Genomic DNA, 17350 nt, shown 5'->3' on the forward strand with positions numbered 1-17350 from the left:
CTATCCCGCCGTCGCGCTGATGAATCGCCTGAGCTTCGGCATGAAGTTCAGCCTGATCAGTGTGCTGTTCCTCGTGCCGATGCTGGTGACCAACTTCTATCTGGTGCGCGATTCCTATCGTGAATTCCAGGGTACCCAAGTCGAGTTGCAAAGCCTCGACCTGCTCGGCAGCAGCCTGACCCTGCGGCGTGATCTGGAAACCCTGAACAACCTGGTGCAGATCAACGTCACCCTCGGCCAGTCCGGCAAGGCCGGCAATGTCGAGACCAAGATCAGCGCCCTGGAACAAAGTGTTCTGGCTCGCCTGCAAGGGCTGATGGCGATGACCACGGACCCGGAGCAGATCACGGTGTTCGATGGCAAGCGCGATGAAATGATCGCGGCGTTCAAGGCCCAGCAAGCGGAAACATCCCTGCAAAGTAAAAGTGCGCTGATCGGCAAACTGCTCGGCAACGCGCAGATTTTCAGCCAGATCATCGCCACTCAAGCCGGTCTGAGTCGCGACAGTCAAAGCGACATGCGTCAGCTCAGCGAGCTCATTACCAACGTCACTCCACCTGTTACTCAGCTTCTGGGCGACGGTCGGGCGATGGGTTCCTATTCGCTGGGGCAAGGTTTTCTGAATTCGTCGTCGAGCACCCGATTCGATGAGCTGCTGGCGCAAATCGAAAAGCTCCAGGGTGAGTACAGTCTCAAGCTCAATGACGCATTGGGCTCCAGCAAGGCTGCGCGTGAAACCCTGGCGGCACAGGCCGAAAGCAGCAAGGCCTCGCTGAAAAAGGCCAGTGAACTGTTCGAAGAACAGGTGGTGATGGCCGACACCCTCGATGCGCCGTGGCAGGCTTTTTACGACCAAGTCACCAGCCTGATGGAACAGACCTACCAACTCAACGAAGCCACCCTGACTTTTCTCGGCACTCAGTTGCAGCAGCGACTGGAGCAGAATCGCACCCATATGGTCTTGCAGGCCGTGGCGCTGTCGGTGGTGTTTGTGTTGATTTTCTACCTCTACGGCGGCTTCTACGCCTCGACCCGCACCACCCTCAAACGCCTCGGCGCGACGCTGGACAAAGTCGCAGCGGGCGACATGACCGTCACGTTCCGCGCCGAAAGCCGCGATGAGTTGGGCGAGTTGGGCGAGGTGTTCAACGGCACCGTGAAGAAAATCCATGACCTGATCGAACGCGTTGGCCAAACCGTGAATGAGGTCGAGCGCCAGGCTGGGCAGGTCGAAAGTGTGTCTGCCCAGAGCAACCAGGCGGTGGCGGGGCAGCGCTCGCAGATTGAGCAGGTCGCCATAGCCATGAACCAGATGTCGGCCACTTCACTTGAGGTGGCGCGCAGTGCCGCCGCGGCGGTCAGCAGCGCTCACAGTGTCAACGACGAGACCATCAGCGGTCGCGGCCTGGTGGCGTCCCAGCAGGGCAGCATCGCGCAACTGGCCAGTGAGATCGATCAGTCGGTGCGGGTGGTCAACCAATTGGCCAGCGACAGCCAATCCATCAGCCGCGTGCTTGAAGTGATCAAAAGCATCGCCGAGCAGACCAACCTGCTGGCGCTCAACGCCGCGATCGAAGCTGCTCGGGCCGGTGAACAGGGGCGTGGTTTTGCGGTGGTGGCCGATGAGGTCCGGACCCTGGCCAAGCGCACCCAGCAATCGACCGAAGAAATCGAGCAGATGATCACCAAGCTTCAAAATGGTGTCGGCGCGGCGGTGAAAGCCATGGGCGTCAGCCACCAAGTGGCGGATGGCACCGTCGGGCAGTCGGAAAAGGTCCAGCAGGCGCTGGAAAACATCCTCGGCGCGGTCGGCATGATCGTCGACCAGAACCAACAGATCGCCGCAGCCGTGGAGCAGCAGACCGCAGTGGCCCACGACATCGACCAGAACATCGTCGAGATCAACCGCGCGGGTGAACGCACCGCCGAAGGGGCGCATCAGACCGAGGATGCCAGCCGTGCGCTGTCGGCCCAGGTGGTGGAACTCAAACAGCTGATCAGCGCGTTCCGGGTCTGAAAACACACAGGAATCAATGTGGGAGCGGGCTTGCTCGCGAAGGCGGTGTATCAGTCAACCTCATGAGTGACTGATACACCGTCTTCGCGAGCAAGCCCGCTCCCACAGGGTTTTGTGCAAGGCGGATTACCAGTTGAACAGCTCACAGGCATTGGCCGTGCTGGCGGCAGCCAATTGTTCAGGGCTGATCGACATTATCCCGGCCAGTGCCGAGCAGATTGCCGGCAAATGCGCCGGGCTGTTGCGTTGGCCGGGAAACATGGCGGGCGCCATGTCCGGTGAGTCGGTTTCCAGCACCACCGACTCAAGGGGCAACTCGGCGAGCACACGGTGCATGCGCAACGCCTGCGGCCAGGTCGCGGCACCGCCCAGGCCCAGTTTGAAACCAAGCTTGATGTACTCGCGCGCCTCTTCCTTGCTGCCAGCGAAGGCATGAATGATGCCCGCGCGTTTCAATCGAAACCGTTTGAGCGTGGCAATCACCGCCGCATGGCTGCGCCGTACATGAATCAGCGCAGGAAGATTGAAGTCCACCGCCAGTTGCAGTTGCGCGTCGAACAACGCTTGCTGGCGCTCACGGTCGAGGGTTTCGATGAAGTAATCCAGACCGATTTCGCCCACGGCACACAATTGCCGATGACCCGCCAAGCGGGTCAGCCAGGCACCGAGTTCGGACAAGTCTTCAGGACGATGCTGATCCAGATACACCGGATGCAACCCGAACGCCGCGTGCAGATCGGGATCGCTCTGCACCAGGTCCCAGACCCGCTGCCAATTCCCCTGATACACCCCCAGCACCACCATCCGCCGCACCCCGAGGGCGCGGCTTTCGGCGAGCAGCGCCGGGCGGTCCTCGTCGAAGTCCGGAAAATCCAGATGAGTGTGGCTGTCGATCAGCTCCACGGTTCAATCCTGGCGAATACGCAGCTTGAAGGTCCGCGCGATGGCTTGCACGCCGGGTTGGTAATCGGACTGCTCGATGGCGGCCAATGCCAAGGCCAGCGCCTTGTCGGCAATCAACTGATGCTGCTGGGCCATGGCGTTGACCGGCAGCGGCAGGAAGTCCAGTAACTGCGTGTCGCCGAAGGTGCCGAGGCGCAGCGGACGGGTTTTCAGCGGGTAATCGTGCAAGGCATCGAACACGCCTTGAAGCAGCACGTAGGACGTAGTCACCAGCGCATCCGGCAAATGCCCCAGGCGCTGCAGCAACTCTTCCATCAACTGTTTGCCGCACTCGCGGCTGAACGACTCACCGTGCTCGATCAGCACCTCGCCTTTGAACCCGGTCAACGCTTCCTTGAACCCGGCGGCCCGTTCCTGGCTGATGCTCAGCTCGGGACGGGCGCCGATCAGAGCGATTTGCTTGGGCAGTGGATCGAGCAGACTGCGGGTCAGTTGCAGGCTGGCCTCGCGATCATCGCTGATCACCGAGCAGAAATGCTCAGGTTCCATCACCCGGTCGATGGCGATGATCGGAATGCCTTTGGCTTGCAGCTGACGGTAGCTGTCGTCACCGGCCGGCAGGCAACTGGCGACGATCAACGCATCACAACGCCGGGCGCGGAACAGTTGCAACAATTGCCGTTCGCTGTCCGGCGCATCGTCGGAACTGGCGATCAGCAATTGATAACCGCGAGCCCGGGCACCTTGTTCCAGCAGTTTGGCAATGCGGGCGTAACTGGGGTTTTCCAGGTCCGGCAGAATGAAGCCCAAGGTGCGGGTGTGCCGACTGCGCAGCCCTGCCGCCTGGGGGTTAGGTGTGAAACCATGTTGCTCGACGACCGCACGAACGCGCTCGACGGTGGCACTGCTGATACGTTGCTGTTCGGCCTTGCCATTAATGACATAACTGGCGGTGGTAACGGACACACCGGCCAACTGTGCGATATCACTGAGTTTCAACTCGGGATTTCCTTGTTTTTTCGAGCTTGCCCCGACATTTTCGCCAATCCTACCCGATTCGGGCAGACGACCATCGTCACAACGCTTCCGACAAGTTGGACTTCAAGGATGGGACATAATCGAGTAACGTGCCAATCATTCTAGATTAAACGTTTCAGCAAGCGTATTTTCTACGTTATAAGCGCATTTGGCCGGTTCTGCCGCGAAACCGCCAAAAGTGATGACTAAGCGCCTAAGCTGGAATCATTCAAAACAATACCTGGCGCCAACAGACGCCAAAAAGGAGAAAGCATGCTCGAGCTCACCATAGAGCAGATATCCATGGGCCAGTCGGCTGTGGATAAGTCCGACGCGTTGCAATTGCTGGCCCGGCATCTGGTCACCGATGGCTTGGTGGCCGAGGGTTATCTCGCCGGTTTGCAGGCGCGCGAAGCCCAGGGCTCGACCTTTCTCGGTCAAGGTATTGCCATCCCCCACGGCACGCCGGAAACCCGCGATCAGGTTTTTTCCACCGGTGTGCGGTTGATGCAATTCCCCGAAGGCGTGGACTGGGGCGACGGTCAGATCGTCTACCTGGCGATTGGTATCGCCGCCAAATCCGATGAACACTTGCGACTGCTGCAACTGCTGACCCGTGCCCTCGGTGAAACCGACCTGGGCCAGGCCCTGCGTCGCGCCGGTTCCGCCGAAGCCTTGTTGAAACTGCTGCAAGGCGCACCGCAGGAACTGGCGCTGGATGCACAGATGATCGGCCTCGGTGTTTCCGCCGACGACTTCGAAGAACTGGTCTGGCGTGGTGCGCGTTTGCTGCGTCAGGCCGATTGCGTCAGCAACGGGTTCTCCGCCGTGTTGCAGCAAGTCGAAGCGCTGCCGCTGGGCGATGGCTTGTGGTGGCTGCACAGCGAGCAAACCGTGAAACGCCCGGGTCTGGCCTTCGTCACACCGGATAAACCGATGCGCTACCTCGGCCAGCCCCTCAGCGGCCTGTTCTGCCTGGCCAGCCTCGGCGAGGCGCATCAGGCTCTGCTCGAACGCCTTTGCGCGTTGCTGATTGAAGGTCGTGGCCACGAATTGGGCCGCGCCACCAGCAGCCGTAAAGTCCTCGAAGTGCTGGGCGGTGAACTGCCGGCGGATTGGCCGAGCGCACGCATTGCGTTGGCCAATGCCCACGGTTTGCATGCTCGCCCGGCGAAGATCCTCGCGCAGTTGGCGAAAAGTTTTGAAGGCGAAATCCGCGTGCGCATCGTCGATGGCCAGGACAGCGCCGTGTCGGTGAAGAGCTTGAGCAAACTGCTCAGCCTCGGCGCCCGTCGCGGTCAGGTGCTGGAATTCGTCGCCGAGCCGAGCATCGCCGCCGATGCGTTGCCGGCCTTGCTGGCGGCCATCGAAGAAGGCCTCGGTGAAGAAGTCGAACCGTTGCCCGCCGTGAGCCAGCAGCGCGAAGTGTTTGCTGATGTGGCGCAAGTGCTTCTCGCGCCAGCGTCCGGCAGCCAGGTCCAGGCGATTGCCGCTGCACCGGGCATCGCCATCGGCCCGGCGCATGTTCAAGTGCTGCAAACCATCGATTATCCGCTGCGAGGCGAATCTGCGGCGATCGAGCGCGAGCGTCTCAAACTAGCGCTGGAGCACGTGCGTCGCGACATCGAAGGCCTGATCGAGCGCAGCAAGTCCAAGGCCATTCGCGAGATTTTCATCACCCACCAGGAAATGCTCGACGACCCGGAATTGACCGATGAAGTCGACACCCGCCTCAAGCAAGGCGAAAGCGCCGAAGCAGCGTGGATGGCGGTGATCGAAGCGGCGGCCAAACAACAGGAATCGTTGCAGGACGCCTTGCTCGCCGAACGTGCCGCCGACTTGCGCGACATCGGCCGTCGGGTGCTGGCGCAACTCTGTGGCGTCGAAACCCCGAGTGAACCCGATCAGCCGTACATTCTGGTGATGGATGAAGTCGGTCCGTCCGACGTCGCCCGTCTCGACCCGGCTCGCGTGGCCGGCATTCTCACGGCCCGTGGCGGCGCGACCGCTCACAGCGCGATTGTCGCCCGGGCGCTGGGCATTCCGGCCTTGGTCGGCGCCGGTGCAGCGGTGTTGCTGCTGGCGCCGGGCACGCCGCTGCTGATTGACGGACAGCGCGGTCGCCTGCACGTGGACGCCGACGCGGCGACCCTGCAGCGCGCCACCGAAGAACGCGACACCCGCGAGCAACGCCTCAAAGCCGCCGCCGAACAACGCCATCAACCGGCACTAACCACTGACGGCCACGCGGTCGAAGTGTTCGCCAACATCGGCGAAAGTGCAGGCGTGACCAGCGCGGTGGAGCAGGGTGCCGAAGGCATCGGCTTGCTGCGCACCGAACTGATTTTCATGGCCCATTCCCAGGCGCCGGACGAGGCCACCCAGGAAGTCGAATACCGCCGCGTCCTCGATGGCCTGGCCGGGCGTCCCCTGGTGGTTCGCACCCTCGACGTCGGTGGCGACAAACCGCTGCCGTACTGGCCGATCGCGAAAGAAGAAAACCCGTTCCTCGGCGTGCGTGGCATTCGCCTGACCTTGCAGCGTCCGCAGGTCATGGAAGCGCAGTTGCGCGCCTTGCTGCGTGCTGCGGATAACCGCCCGCTGCGGATCATGTTCCCCATGGTCGGCAGCGTCGATGAGTGGCGACAGGCCCGGGACATGACCGAACGCCTGCGTCTGGAGATCCCGGTTGCCGACCTGCAACTGGGGATCATGATCGAGGTGCCATCGGCGGCTTTGCTGGCGCCAGTGCTGGCCAAGGAAGTCGACTTCTTCAGCGTCGGCACCAACGACCTGACCCAATACACCCTGGCCATCGACCGGGGGCATCCAACGCTGTCGGCCCAGGCTGACGGCTTGCACCCGGCGGTGCTGCAACTGATCGACATCACCGTGCGCGCGGCCCATGCCAACGGCAAGTGGGTCGGCGTGTGCGGCGAACTGGCGGCCGATCCGCTGGCAGTGCCAGTGCTGGTCGGCCTCGGCGTGGATGAATTGAGCGTGTCGGGCCGCAGCATTGCCGAGGTCAAGGCGCGCATCCGCGAACTCAGCCTCAGCCAAACCAAAATTCTCGCCCAACAGGCCCTGGCCGTTGGCAGCGCCAATGAAGTGCGCGCATTAGTGGAGGCCCTGTAATGGCCAGGATATTGACCCTGACGCTCAACCCGGCGCTGGACCTGACGGTGCAATTGCCGCGTCTTGAGCCCGGCCAAGTCAATCGCAGCGACGAGATGCACACCCACGCCGCCGGTAAAGGCGTGAACGTCGCGCAGGTGCTGGCCGACCTCGGGCATCAGTTGACGGTCAGCGGGTTCCTCGGTGAGGACAACCTTCAAGCGTTCGAAACCCTGTTCGCCAAACGCGGTTTTGTCGATGCGTTCATCCGGGTGCCCGGCGAGACGCGCAGCAACATCAAACTCGCGGAAAACGATGGTCGGATCACCGACATCAACGGTCCGGGGCCGATGGTCAATGAGGCGGCGCAGCAGGCGTTGCTGGATCGACTTGATCAGATTGCCCCCGGCCATGACGCCGTCGTCGTGGCGGGCAGCCTGCCGCAAGGGATCAGCCCGCAGTGGTTGCAGGCGTTGATTGAACGTCTGAAAACCCTCGGTCTGAACGTCGCCCTCGACAGCAGCGGTGAAGCGTTGCGCGCCGCACTTAAGGCCGGCCCGTGGCTGATCAAACCGAACACTGAAGAGCTGGCTGACGCGCTGGGCTGCGAGGTGGTATCGGTGGCGGCGCAAGCCGAAGCGGCGAGCCGTTTGCACGCTCAAGGCATCGAGCATGTGGTGATCTCCCACGGTGCCGACGGCGTGAACTGGTTCAGTGTCGGCTCGGCGATGCACGCCACGCCGCCCAAGGTCAGCGTCGTCAGCACCGTGGGCGCAGGCGATTCGTTGCTGGCCGGCATGCTCCACGGTTTGCTCAGCGCCGACACGCCTGAACAAACCTTGCGCACCGCCACGGCGATTGCCGCGATGGCGGTCACGCAGATCGGTTTCGGTATTGGCGATGTCGCGCAATTGGCACGGCTCGAACAGGGCGTGCGCATCCGCACCCTGACAGAACAATAAGAGGGTTTGTCATGAAGTTAGCCATTGTTACGGCCTGCCCGAACGGCATGGTCACCAGTGTGCTGTGCGCCCGCTTGCTTGATGCAGCGGCCCAGCGTCAGGGTTGGAGCACCAGCGTCGAAGTGGTGGATGCCGCGCATCCGGAACGTCAGCTGTCGGCGGCCACGATTGAAACCGCCGAGTGGGTGTTGCTGGTCACCAGCACGCCGGTGGACATGTCGCGGTTTGTTGGCAAGCGCGTGTTCCAGAGTACGCCGGCCCAGGCGTTGCAAGATGTCGAAGCGGTGCTGCGCCGAGGCGCTGAAGAAGCTCAGGTGTATGTCGCGCCTGAAGTCGTCGCGCAACCTGCGGCCACCGTTGAAAACGCGCCACGTCTGGTGGCGATCACGGCGTGCCCGACTGGTGTCGCCCACACGTTCATGGCTGCCGAAGCCTTGCAACAAGCAGCCAAGCGTCTGGGGTACGACCTGCAAGTGGAAACTCAGGGCTCGGTTGGTGCGCGCAATCCACTCAGCGCCGCAGCGATTGCCGATGCTGATGTGGTGCTGTTGGCCTGCGATATCGAAGTAGCCACCGAGCGTTTTGCCGGCAAGAAAATCTACCGTTGCGGCACCGGTATTGCGTTGAAGCAGGCCGAGGCGACGCTGAACAAAGCGCTGACCGAAGGCAAGCAGGAAACCGCTGCGACCGGTGCCAAGGGTCCGGCCAAGCAAGAGAAAACCGGCATCTATAAACACTTGCTGACGGGGGTGTCGTACATGCTGCCGATGGTAGTGGCGGGCGGTCTGATGATCGCCTTGTCCTTCGTGTTCGGCATCACTGCCTTCAAGGAGGAAGGCACACTCGCCGCCGCCCTGATGCAGATCGGCGGCGAGACCGCGTTCAAGTTGATGGTGCCGCTGCTGGCGGGTTACATCGCCTATTCGATCGCCGACCGTCCGGGCTTGGCACCGGGGATGATCGGTGGTCTGCTGGCGAGCACTTTGGGCGCCGGTTTTATTGGCGGGATCATTGCCGGTTTCATCGCCGGTTACGCGGCGCAGGCGATCAATCGATACGCGCGTCTGCCGCAAAGTCTTGAGGCGCTGAAACCGATCCTGATCATCCCGTTGCTGGCGAGCCTGTTCACTGGCCTGGTGATGATTTACATCGTCGGCAAACCGGTGGCCGGGATGCTTGAAGGGCTCACGCACTTCCTCGACAGCATGGGCACCACCAACGCGATTCTGCTGGGTGTGCTGCTCGGCGGGATGATGTGCGTCGACCTTGGCGGGCCGATCAACAAGGCCGCGTATGCGTTCTCGGTCGGGCTGCTGGCCTCGCAAAGTTATGCACCGATGGCCGCGACCATGGCCGCCGGCATGGTGCCGCCGATTGGCTTGGGCATCGCCACGTTTATCGCCCGCCGCAAGTTTGCCCAGACTGAGCGCGAGGCCGGTAAGGCAGCGTTGGTGTTGGGGCTGTGTTTTATCTCCGAAGGCGCGATTCCGTTTGCCGCCAAGGATCCGTTGCGGGTGATTCCGGCGAGCATTGCCGGCGGCGCGCTGACCGGTGCGCTGTCGATGTATTTCGGCTGCAAACTGATGGCGCCGCACGGTGGGTTGTTTGTGCTGGCGATCCCGAATGCGATCAACCATGCGCTGTTGTATTTGCTGGCGATTGTGGCCGGGAGTTTGCTGACGGCGGTGGCGTATGCGCTGCTCAAGCGGCCTGAAGTTGTGGAGATGGCACTCGAACCCGCCAAGGCCTGACACATAACCTGTGGGAGCGGGCTTGCTCGCGAAGGCGGTGGATCAGTCAACATCATCGTTGAATGACACACCGCCTTCGCGAGCAAGCCCGCTCCCACAGGGGATCAGTGGTGTTGAGATTTTGGTGTCACACCGGTTTCATGCGAACGTGCTTTAGTTTTTCCTTTTCAGGGAGAACACCATGAGCGAATTCGACCTCGGTCGCCGTCGTGTCATGCAAGCCGTCGGCGCCGGGCTTTTGCTTCCGGGCCTGGCGCCGGCCGTCATCGCTTCGGTCAAGGACCGTCCGCAACTCACCGATGGTGTGCAGTCCGGCGATCTGCAGGGCGACCGGGCGATGATCTGGAGTCGCAGCGACCGGCCAGCACGGATGGTGGTGGAATGGGACACCCGCAGCCTGTTCGGCAACCCCCGCCGATTCGTCTCGCCACTGGCTGATGCGCGTACTGACTTCACCGCGCGGGTCGAACTCACCGGCCTGCCCGCCGATCAGGCGATTTTCTACCGCGTTTATTTCGAAGACGCCCAAAGCGGCGTCGCCAGCGAACCCTGGTTCGGCCACTTGCGCAGCGTGCCGCAAACCCGGCGCGACCTTCGTTTCGTCTGGAGCGGCGACACCGTCGGCCAGGGCTTCGGCATCAACCCGGACATTGGCGGCATGCGCATCTACGAAGCCATGCGTTTGCGCCTGCCGGACTTTTTTATCCACAGTGGCGACACCATCTACGCCGACGGCCCGGTGCCGGCGCAACTGACCACCGAAAGCGGCCGGGTGTGGCGCAATATCACCAGCGAAGCCAAGAGCAAAGTCGCCGAGACCCTCGACGATTATCGTGGCAATTACCGCTACAACCTGATGGACGAAAACGTCCGCCGCTTCAACGCCGAGGTCCCGCAGATCTGGCAGTGGGACGACCACGAAGTGGTGAACAACTGGTCGCCGGGCAAGCAGTTGGATGAGCGCTACACGAGCAAAGATATCCACAGTCTGGTGGGCCGTGCCCGGCAGGCGTGGCTCGAATATGCGCCCATGCGTTTGCAGAGGGCGGACGGCGGCGGGCGGATTTATCGCCAGCTCGGCTATGGGCCGATGCTGGATGTGTTTGTGCTGGACATGCGCAGCTATCGCGAAGCCAATGACGACAACCTCGGCGCTGCCAAACCCTTTCTCGGTCGTGAGCAACTCGACTGGCTGAAGGCGTCGTTAAAAGCCTCCAGTGCCCAATGGAAAGTTATCGCCGCTGACATGCCGATCGGCCTTGGCGTCCCCGACGGTGAAGTCAGCCCCGGTGTGGCGCGCTGGGAGGCGGTGGCCAATGGTGATCCCGGACCGGCCCAGGGACGTGAACTGGAAATCGCCGAGCTACTGGGCTTTTTGCGGGCGCAGCAGGTGCGCAATTTTGTTTTCCTGACGGCGGATGTGCATTACTGCGCGGCCCATCATTACCACCCGGATCGTGCTGCGTTCCAGGACTTTGAACCGTTCTGGGAGTTTGTGGCCGGGCCGTTGAATGCTGGTAGCTTCGGGCCCAATCCGCTGGACAAGACGTTCGGGCCCGAAGTGGTTTTCGAGAAGGCACCGCCGGCGCAGAACACCTCACCGTTTGCCGGGTTTCAGTTTTTTGGCGAGGTGAATATCGATGGGCAGACGGGGGAGATGAGTGTGGTGTTGCGGGATCTGGATGGGGTGGCGGTGTTTGAGCAGAAGCTGCAGCCTGTCTGATAGATCCACCCCTCACCCCAGCCCTCTCCCCAGAGGGGAGAGGGGAGAGGGGAGAGGGGGAGCAGATATTCATCGTATCCAAACCTGAGTTCGACTCGATTTTTCAGGTCGATGTAACTCTAAGAACAACTCGGTCAGTCCCCTCTCCCTCCGGGAGAGGGTTAGGGTGAGGGTGGATTTAAGATCAGAATCACGACGTTCGATTCACAGCAATCCTTATGATTTGTTCAAGCACTTCACTCATCCGCTCAATTACTTCCAGATTGCTAAACCGCACAACCTCAATACCTTGCTGCTGAAGGTAAAGCGTTCGACGCTGGTCATGTATTTTTGCCGCCGTCTCGTAATGCTGACCACCATCCAGTTCGATGGCCAACTTCAGTTCCACGCAATAAAAATCCAGGATGTATGGCGGGCATGGAAACTGCCGACGGAATTTCAGATTGGCGATTTGCCGAGAACGAAGTTTTTGCCAGAGCAGCAGTTCGCAGTCGGTTTGGTGGGTGCGCAGGTGGCGGGCGAATTGGCGTTGGTTGAGGGTGGGGCGGGTGGGCATGCTTCACGTCCGTGTGAAGGGGGATGGAGGTTTAACTGTAGTCTGGATTTTGCGGATGATTTGAAATCGACCCCCTCACCCCAGCCCTCTCCCCAGAGGGGAGAGGGGGAAAGGGAGCAGATATTCATCGTTCTCGATGCCTGAGTTCGACTCGATTTTTCAGGTCGATGTATGACGTGAGACCCCTCGGTCAGCCCCCTCTCCCTCTGGGAGAGGGCCAGGGTGAGGGGCTCTTTCAGTAGACGTCGCGGCGGTAGCGGCCCTGTTCGATCAGGCGGTCGACTTCTTCAATGCCGAGCACTTCGTTGAGCACGTGATCCACGCCTGAAGCCATTCCCTGCAAGCTGCCGCAGATGTAAATCACCGCACCGTCGGCCAACCATTGCTTCAGGAGAACGGCCGACTCGCGAAGTCGATCCTGCACATAAATCTTCTCGGCCTGATCCCGCGAGAACGCCAGGTCCAGTCGCTCCAGGTCGCCTGACGTCAGCCACTCTTCAAGCTCATCGCGACACAGGTAGTCGAATTCCCGATTACGCTCGCCAAACAGCAGCCAATGCCGTTGCTGCCCATCGGTAATGCGCGCCTTGAGCAAACTGCGCAGCCCGGCCAGCCCGGTGCCGTTACCCAGCAGGATCATCGGTACCGGCTCGGTCGGCAGGTGGAAACTACTGTTGCGCCGCACCCGCAGGCTGATGGTGCCACCCACCGGCGCGTGTTCGGTCAGCCAGCCGGAGCCGATGCCGAGGCTGCCGTCGGCGTGCAGCTCCTGACGCACGATCAACTCCAGCATGCCGTCGGCGGCGATCGACGCGATGGAGTATTCGCGCATGGCCAACGGCACCAGGGCGTCGACCAGCGCTTGCGCGTGCAGGCCGACCAGATGCGCTCTGTTCTCGGGCAGTTGGCGACTGGCGAGGGCGTGCTCCAGCGGTTGCGACAGGCCATCGAAGGTCACCATCGCCCGGCCTTCAATGCCCAGGCCATCAAGGAAATGCTCGATCGCCCACGGGCAATTGCGTGGCAACACTTCCACCAGATCCCCGGCCAGCCAGCTGCTGGTCGTCGGGGCGGTGAGGCCCAGCAAGTACACCGACGAGCCGCTGCTGTCCGGGTTCATCAACTCGCGGCGGGTCAGGGTCCAGTTGTCGAAGTTCGGTGCTTGCCAGGTGTCGACCGGCGCTTGCCCGGTCAACAGGCCGAGTTGCTGCTGCCAGTGGCGCAAAGCGTAAGGGTCGCCGCTGTCGACTTCCACCGGGGCGAACAAGGTCGTGCCGCCATGCTCGCCGAGCCAGGTGTGCAAGCGTCGGGCGAAGCCGCAGAAGTGTTGATACTGGCGATCACCGAGACCCAGGACTGCGTAGTTCAGGCTTTCCAGGTTCGATGCATGGCCCAGCACCTTGCGTTCGAAACCCCGGGCGCTGTCCGGTGCTTCGCCATCGCCGAAGGTGCTGACCACGAAGAGCGCGTTGCTGGATTCACGCAAATCCTGTTCGCTGACATTCGCCAGCGGCTGAACCTTCACCGGCAGGCCGGCCGCCTGCAATTGCCCGGCGGTCTGCCACGCCAGCTGCTCGGCAAACCCGCTTTGGCTGGCGAAACCGATCAACCAGGCGGGGGCATTGTTGCCCGTTTGCGCGAAGTCTTTGCGGGCGTCCCTGATCTGCTTTTTCTTGCGCCGACGATCGAGATACAGCAACCAGCCAGTGACGAAAAACAGCGGCATGGTCAACGCGGTGATCGTCAGGATGATCCGCCCGACGATGCCGAAGTAGCTGCCGACGTGCAGCGCGTAGAGGCTGGTCAGCAGCTGCGCCTTGAGGCTCTTGTCGCTGTAACGGTCATGCCGTTTGACGAGGCCGGTGGCCGGATCGAGGGTGATCTGGTTCAGCGCCCGGTCATGGGGCGAGGTGTTCAACAGGTAGAAAACAGTCGCCGGTTGCCCGGCCACTGGCGGCATGCGGATGTTGTAGGCGCTGAGTGCCGGACCTGCGGCGCTGTAGATGCTGCTCCACATGGCGGCGTAATCCGCGGTCGGCGCCGGACCGCTCGGTGCAGGGCCACGACCGCCGCGAACGCGCTCGTTTTGCGGTGAGTCGGAAAGCAGTCGGGTCAGGCCCTTGTTGTACCACTCATAGGACCAGGACAACCCGGTCAGCGCTGACAGGAGGTAAAACACCAGGCACCAGGTGCCGGCCACGGAGTGCAGGTCCCAGTTGAAGCTGCGGCCCTTTTTCTTCCAGTCGAGGGTCAGCCAGGCGCGCCAGTTTTTCCATTGGCGCGGCCACCGCAGGTACAGGCCGGACAGGCAGAAAAACACCAGGATCAGCGTGCAGGCCCCGGTGATCTGCCGACCGGTATCGCCCATGGCGAGGAAACGGTGCAGTCGCAGCATCAGGCCGAAGAAATCCTGGCCGGTGGCCTCACCCATGAACTCGGCGGTGTACGGATCGAAGTAGCGCATCTCGCCCCGGCGTTCACCCGGTGGCGGCGTGAAGCTCACCCGCGCGGCGTTGCCGCTGTCGGTATCGACCCAGAGCATCGCGACTTTCTTGCCGGAGGCACCCTCGATTTTTTCCACCAGTTCGGCAGGCGGCAAGACGCCGGCAACCTGCTTCTCGACCTGCAGCACGGAAGGATTGAGCACGCTGAGGATTTCATCCTCAAACGAGACCATCGCCCCGGTGATGCCCATCAGGGCCAGGACCAGCCCGGCACTGATGCCGAAAAACCAGTGCAACTGGAACAGGGTTTTCTTCAACACGTCGCTCGCCTTGTTCGTTCGAAATAATCATCACGGCGCGCATTATGCCGTGGGTTGCTGAGAAACATTCTTTTTACGCACAAAAGCCCCGTTCATATGGATGAACGGGGCCTGACTCTGATTTCAGCCTTCACCACTTTCCATGTGGGAGCGGTGTGGCTGGCAATCAGAAATGGAAGTTGGTGCTCAGCAATGCCGTGCGGCCCGCCGCCTGGTTGGCGAAGTGGGTCGAGAAGGCTTTGTCGTAGTAGGTTTCGTCAGTCAGGTTCTGCACGTTCAGTTGCAGGTCCACGTTTTTGCTCAACTTGTACGCAGCCATTGCGTCGTAGCGAACGTAGGAGTCCACCATGGTGGTGTTGGCTACGCTGCCGAATACGTCGTCGACATAGAACGCACCGCCACCGATGGTCAGCTTCGGCGTGACCTGATAGGTCGTCCACAGGCTGGCACTGTTTTTCGGCGTGTTCGGCAGTTCGTTGCCATCGTTGGCCGCGCCCAGCGGGCCGCCATCGACTTGCTCGCTGTCCATGTAGGCGTAACCGGCGAAGACCTGCCATTTCTCGGTGATCTTGCCGCTGGCCGACAATTCGATACCTTGAACCCGGGTTTTGCCGGCGTTTTCATAGGACGTGGTATCGACCTGAACGCGGGCGTTGTCTTTCTCGGTGCGGAAGATATCGGCGGTCAGGGACAGGCGATCGTTGAGCAAGTCCCACTTGGTGCCGATTTCGTAGTTCTTGGTGGTTTCCGGCTCCATGTCGCTGCTCAGCAGATTGCCGTTGCGATCCGGAGTGCCGCCCAACGGATTGCCTTCCTGGCCTTCGCCCAGGGTGTTGCCCGGCGGCGTGGCGGAGGTGGCGTAGGACGCGTAGATGCTGCCGTTTTCGGCCGGTTTGTAGACCACGCCGAACTGGCCGGTCACGAACTCGCTGACGTCATCGCCCTTGGACGTGGTCACGCTGGAGGCGTTGTAGGTTTTGTACTTCGTATCGAAATGGTCGTAACGCAGGCCCATGTTCACCAGCCATTGCTCGGACAATTCCAGGGTGTCGAACACGTACAGCGCGTAGGTGTCGGCCTGGGTGTCGGTGCCGGCGTAGTTACGCGAGATGGCACCGTTCCACGGATCGTTCGGGTTCGGGTTGGCCAGCGAGGTGCAGTTGTAGCCGCTTGGCGCGCCGATCAATGCCGGTGAGCAGTTGGTGGTCGCTGCCGCCGTTCTCGGGGTGGTGTCGACGTTGACGTTGTACGAGGATTTCTGGCTCTCCTCGCGGCTCAACTCGATGCCGGTGGCGAAGCTGTTCTTGAAGCCGGCGATGTAGACGTCACCAAACAGGTCGGTCTGGTTGGTGGTGGTCTCGGTGTTGCTGACACGGGTGTTGGCCCGGCGCCAGACGCTGCCGTTATTGACGTTGCCCTTGCTGTCGTCCGGCTGGGTGAGGATGTAATCCTGCATGCTGCTGCCGTGGCGCAAGGTGTTCTTGACGGTCAGCGCATCGCTCAAGTCATGCTCGATGGCGAAGGTTGCCGTGTCGGTGCGACCCTTGCGGAAATCGCGATCCAGCCCGTAGAAGTTGCTGTGATCGCCGCCGGCGAACGGCTTGTCCGGGTTCGACTTGGTGCGTGCGGCCGAACCGGCGACAGGGATGGTGTACGGAATGCCCGAGTCTGGCGTGTCGTTACTTTCCAGATGGTAGTAATCGAGGTTGACCCGGGTGTCGGTGCCCAGGCCGAACGCCAGCGACGGCGCGATGCCCCAGCGGTCGTAGTCGACGCTGTCACGGCCGGCGACGTTGCTTTCGTGGCTCATCAGGTTCAGTCGGCCGGCAGCGGTGTCGGTGAACTGGTAGTTGCCGTCCAGGGTGTAGCGCTGGGTCTGGTCCGAACCCCAGGTGAAACCACCGTCAAACGAGTCGCCCAAGTGCGCCTTTTTGCTCACCAGGTTAATGCTGCCACCCGCCGCGCCACGGCCGCCAATGGCCGAGTTCGGGCCTTTGCTGACTTCGATCGACTCGACGGCGAAGATCTCGCGGCTCTGCGAACCGGTGTCGCGCACGCCGTCCAGGTACGTATCGCCCTGAGCGTCGAAACCACGAATGAACGGACGATCACCTTGAGGGTTGCCACCTTCACCGGCACCGAAGGTGATGCCCGGAACGGTGCGCAGCGCGTCCTGCATATTGAGGGCGCCGGTGTCCTTGAGCACCTGCTGCGGGATGACGGTGACCGAACGCGGTGTGTCCACCAGCGGTGCGGTGTACTTGGGAGAGGAGGCTTTTTCGACGTTGTAGGCCGTCGCATCCTGAGCTTCGCCAGTGATGGCGGTAGCGCCCAGGGAAATCGCGTTACTCGGCGCTTTTTCCTCGGTCTTTTCAGCCGCGAAAACCATGTGGCCAGCAGAGCCGGCAGTGATCGCCACGCCAATTGCAGACGCGAGCAAACGCGGTGAACTGACCGGTAATTGTGAGTGTTGGCGTGACATGTGAATTCCCCTCCCCAAGGATTTGAGGCCGCGGAATATAGGGTAGACGCGTATTTGTATC

10 protein-coding genes are annotated in these 17350 nt (G+C 61.6%); 5 read left to right on the plus strand and 5 right to left on the minus strand.

What is annotated here, in order from left to right; genetic code table 11:
- The first annotated feature begins 1312 nt into the window (after positions 1-1312).
- Positions 1313-2017 carry a methyl-accepting chemotaxis protein gene (locus tag ACA060_RS03915; RefSeq protein WP_371922074.1) on the plus strand — a complete coding sequence of 235 codons (705 nt, stop codon included), beginning with the start codon at positions 1313-1315 and terminating at the stop codon, positions 2015-2017.
- Positions 2018-2143: 126 nt separating this feature from the next.
- Here ACA060_RS03915 and ACA060_RS03920 read toward each other — a convergent pair whose 3' ends face one another.
- Positions 2144-2920: a TatD family hydrolase gene (locus ACA060_RS03920; protein WP_109627922.1), complete on the minus strand. Its 777-nt coding sequence runs from the start codon at positions 2918-2920 to the stop codon at positions 2144-2146.
- A gap of 3 nt (positions 2921-2923) precedes the next feature.
- Positions 2924-3919 (minus strand): catabolite repressor/activator, encoded by a 996-nt coding sequence (gene cra / locus ACA060_RS03925; protein ID WP_497315538.1) that lies wholly within the window; start codon positions 3917-3919, stop codon positions 2924-2926.
- 291 nt (positions 3920-4210) lie between these two features.
- Here cra and ptsP point away from each other — a divergent pair, with 291 nt between their 5' ends.
- The 4 genes from ptsP to ACA060_RS03945 all read left to right on the plus strand — a co-directional run bounded on the left by ptsP (position 4211) and on the right by ACA060_RS03945 (position 11487).
- The gene (gene ptsP, locus ACA060_RS03930) at positions 4211-7072 is read left to right on the plus strand and encodes a phosphoenolpyruvate--protein phosphotransferase (protein ID WP_497315540.1); all 2862 of its coding nucleotides are present in this window, start codon (positions 4211-4213) and stop codon (positions 7070-7072) included.
- The gene (gene pfkB / locus ACA060_RS03935) at positions 7072-8013 is read left to right on the plus strand and encodes a 1-phosphofructokinase (RefSeq protein WP_497315542.1); all 942 of its coding nucleotides are present in this window, start codon (positions 7072-7074) and stop codon (positions 8011-8013) included. The genes ptsP and pfkB overlap by 1 nt, the downstream gene beginning before the upstream one ends.
- 11 nt (positions 8014-8024) lie before the next feature.
- Positions 8025-9764 carry a PTS fructose-like transporter subunit IIB gene (locus ACA060_RS03940; protein ID WP_497315544.1) on the plus strand — a complete coding sequence of 580 codons (1740 nt, stop codon included), beginning with the start codon at positions 8025-8027 and terminating at the stop codon, positions 9762-9764.
- Between the two features lie 181 nt (positions 9765-9945).
- Complete coding sequence (locus tag ACA060_RS03945) at positions 9946-11487, plus strand: alkaline phosphatase D family protein (protein WP_497315546.1); 1542 nt, start codon at positions 9946-9948, stop codon at positions 11485-11487.
- Between the two features lie 190 nt (positions 11488-11677).
- Here ACA060_RS03945 and ACA060_RS03950 read toward each other — a convergent pair whose 3' ends face one another.
- The 3 genes from ACA060_RS03950 to ACA060_RS03960 form a co-directional block, all read right to left on the minus strand.
- Complete coding sequence (locus ACA060_RS03950; protein ID WP_497315548.1) at positions 11678-12043, minus strand: endonuclease domain-containing protein; 366 nt, start codon at positions 12041-12043, stop codon at positions 11678-11680.
- A gap of 235 nt (positions 12044-12278) precedes the next feature.
- Positions 12279-14807: a PepSY domain-containing protein gene (locus ACA060_RS03955; RefSeq protein ID WP_497315550.1), complete on the minus strand. Its 2529-nt coding sequence runs from the start codon at positions 14805-14807 to the stop codon at positions 12279-12281.
- Between the two features lie 166 nt (positions 14808-14973).
- Positions 14974-17289, minus strand: coding sequence for a TonB-dependent receptor (locus ACA060_RS03960; RefSeq protein WP_497315552.1), 2316 nt, complete (start codon positions 17287-17289; stop codon positions 14974-14976).
- Between the last annotated feature and the right edge of the window lie 61 nt (positions 17290-17350).

It is taken from the genome of Pseudomonas sp. LBUM1671 (assembly GCF_059695685.1).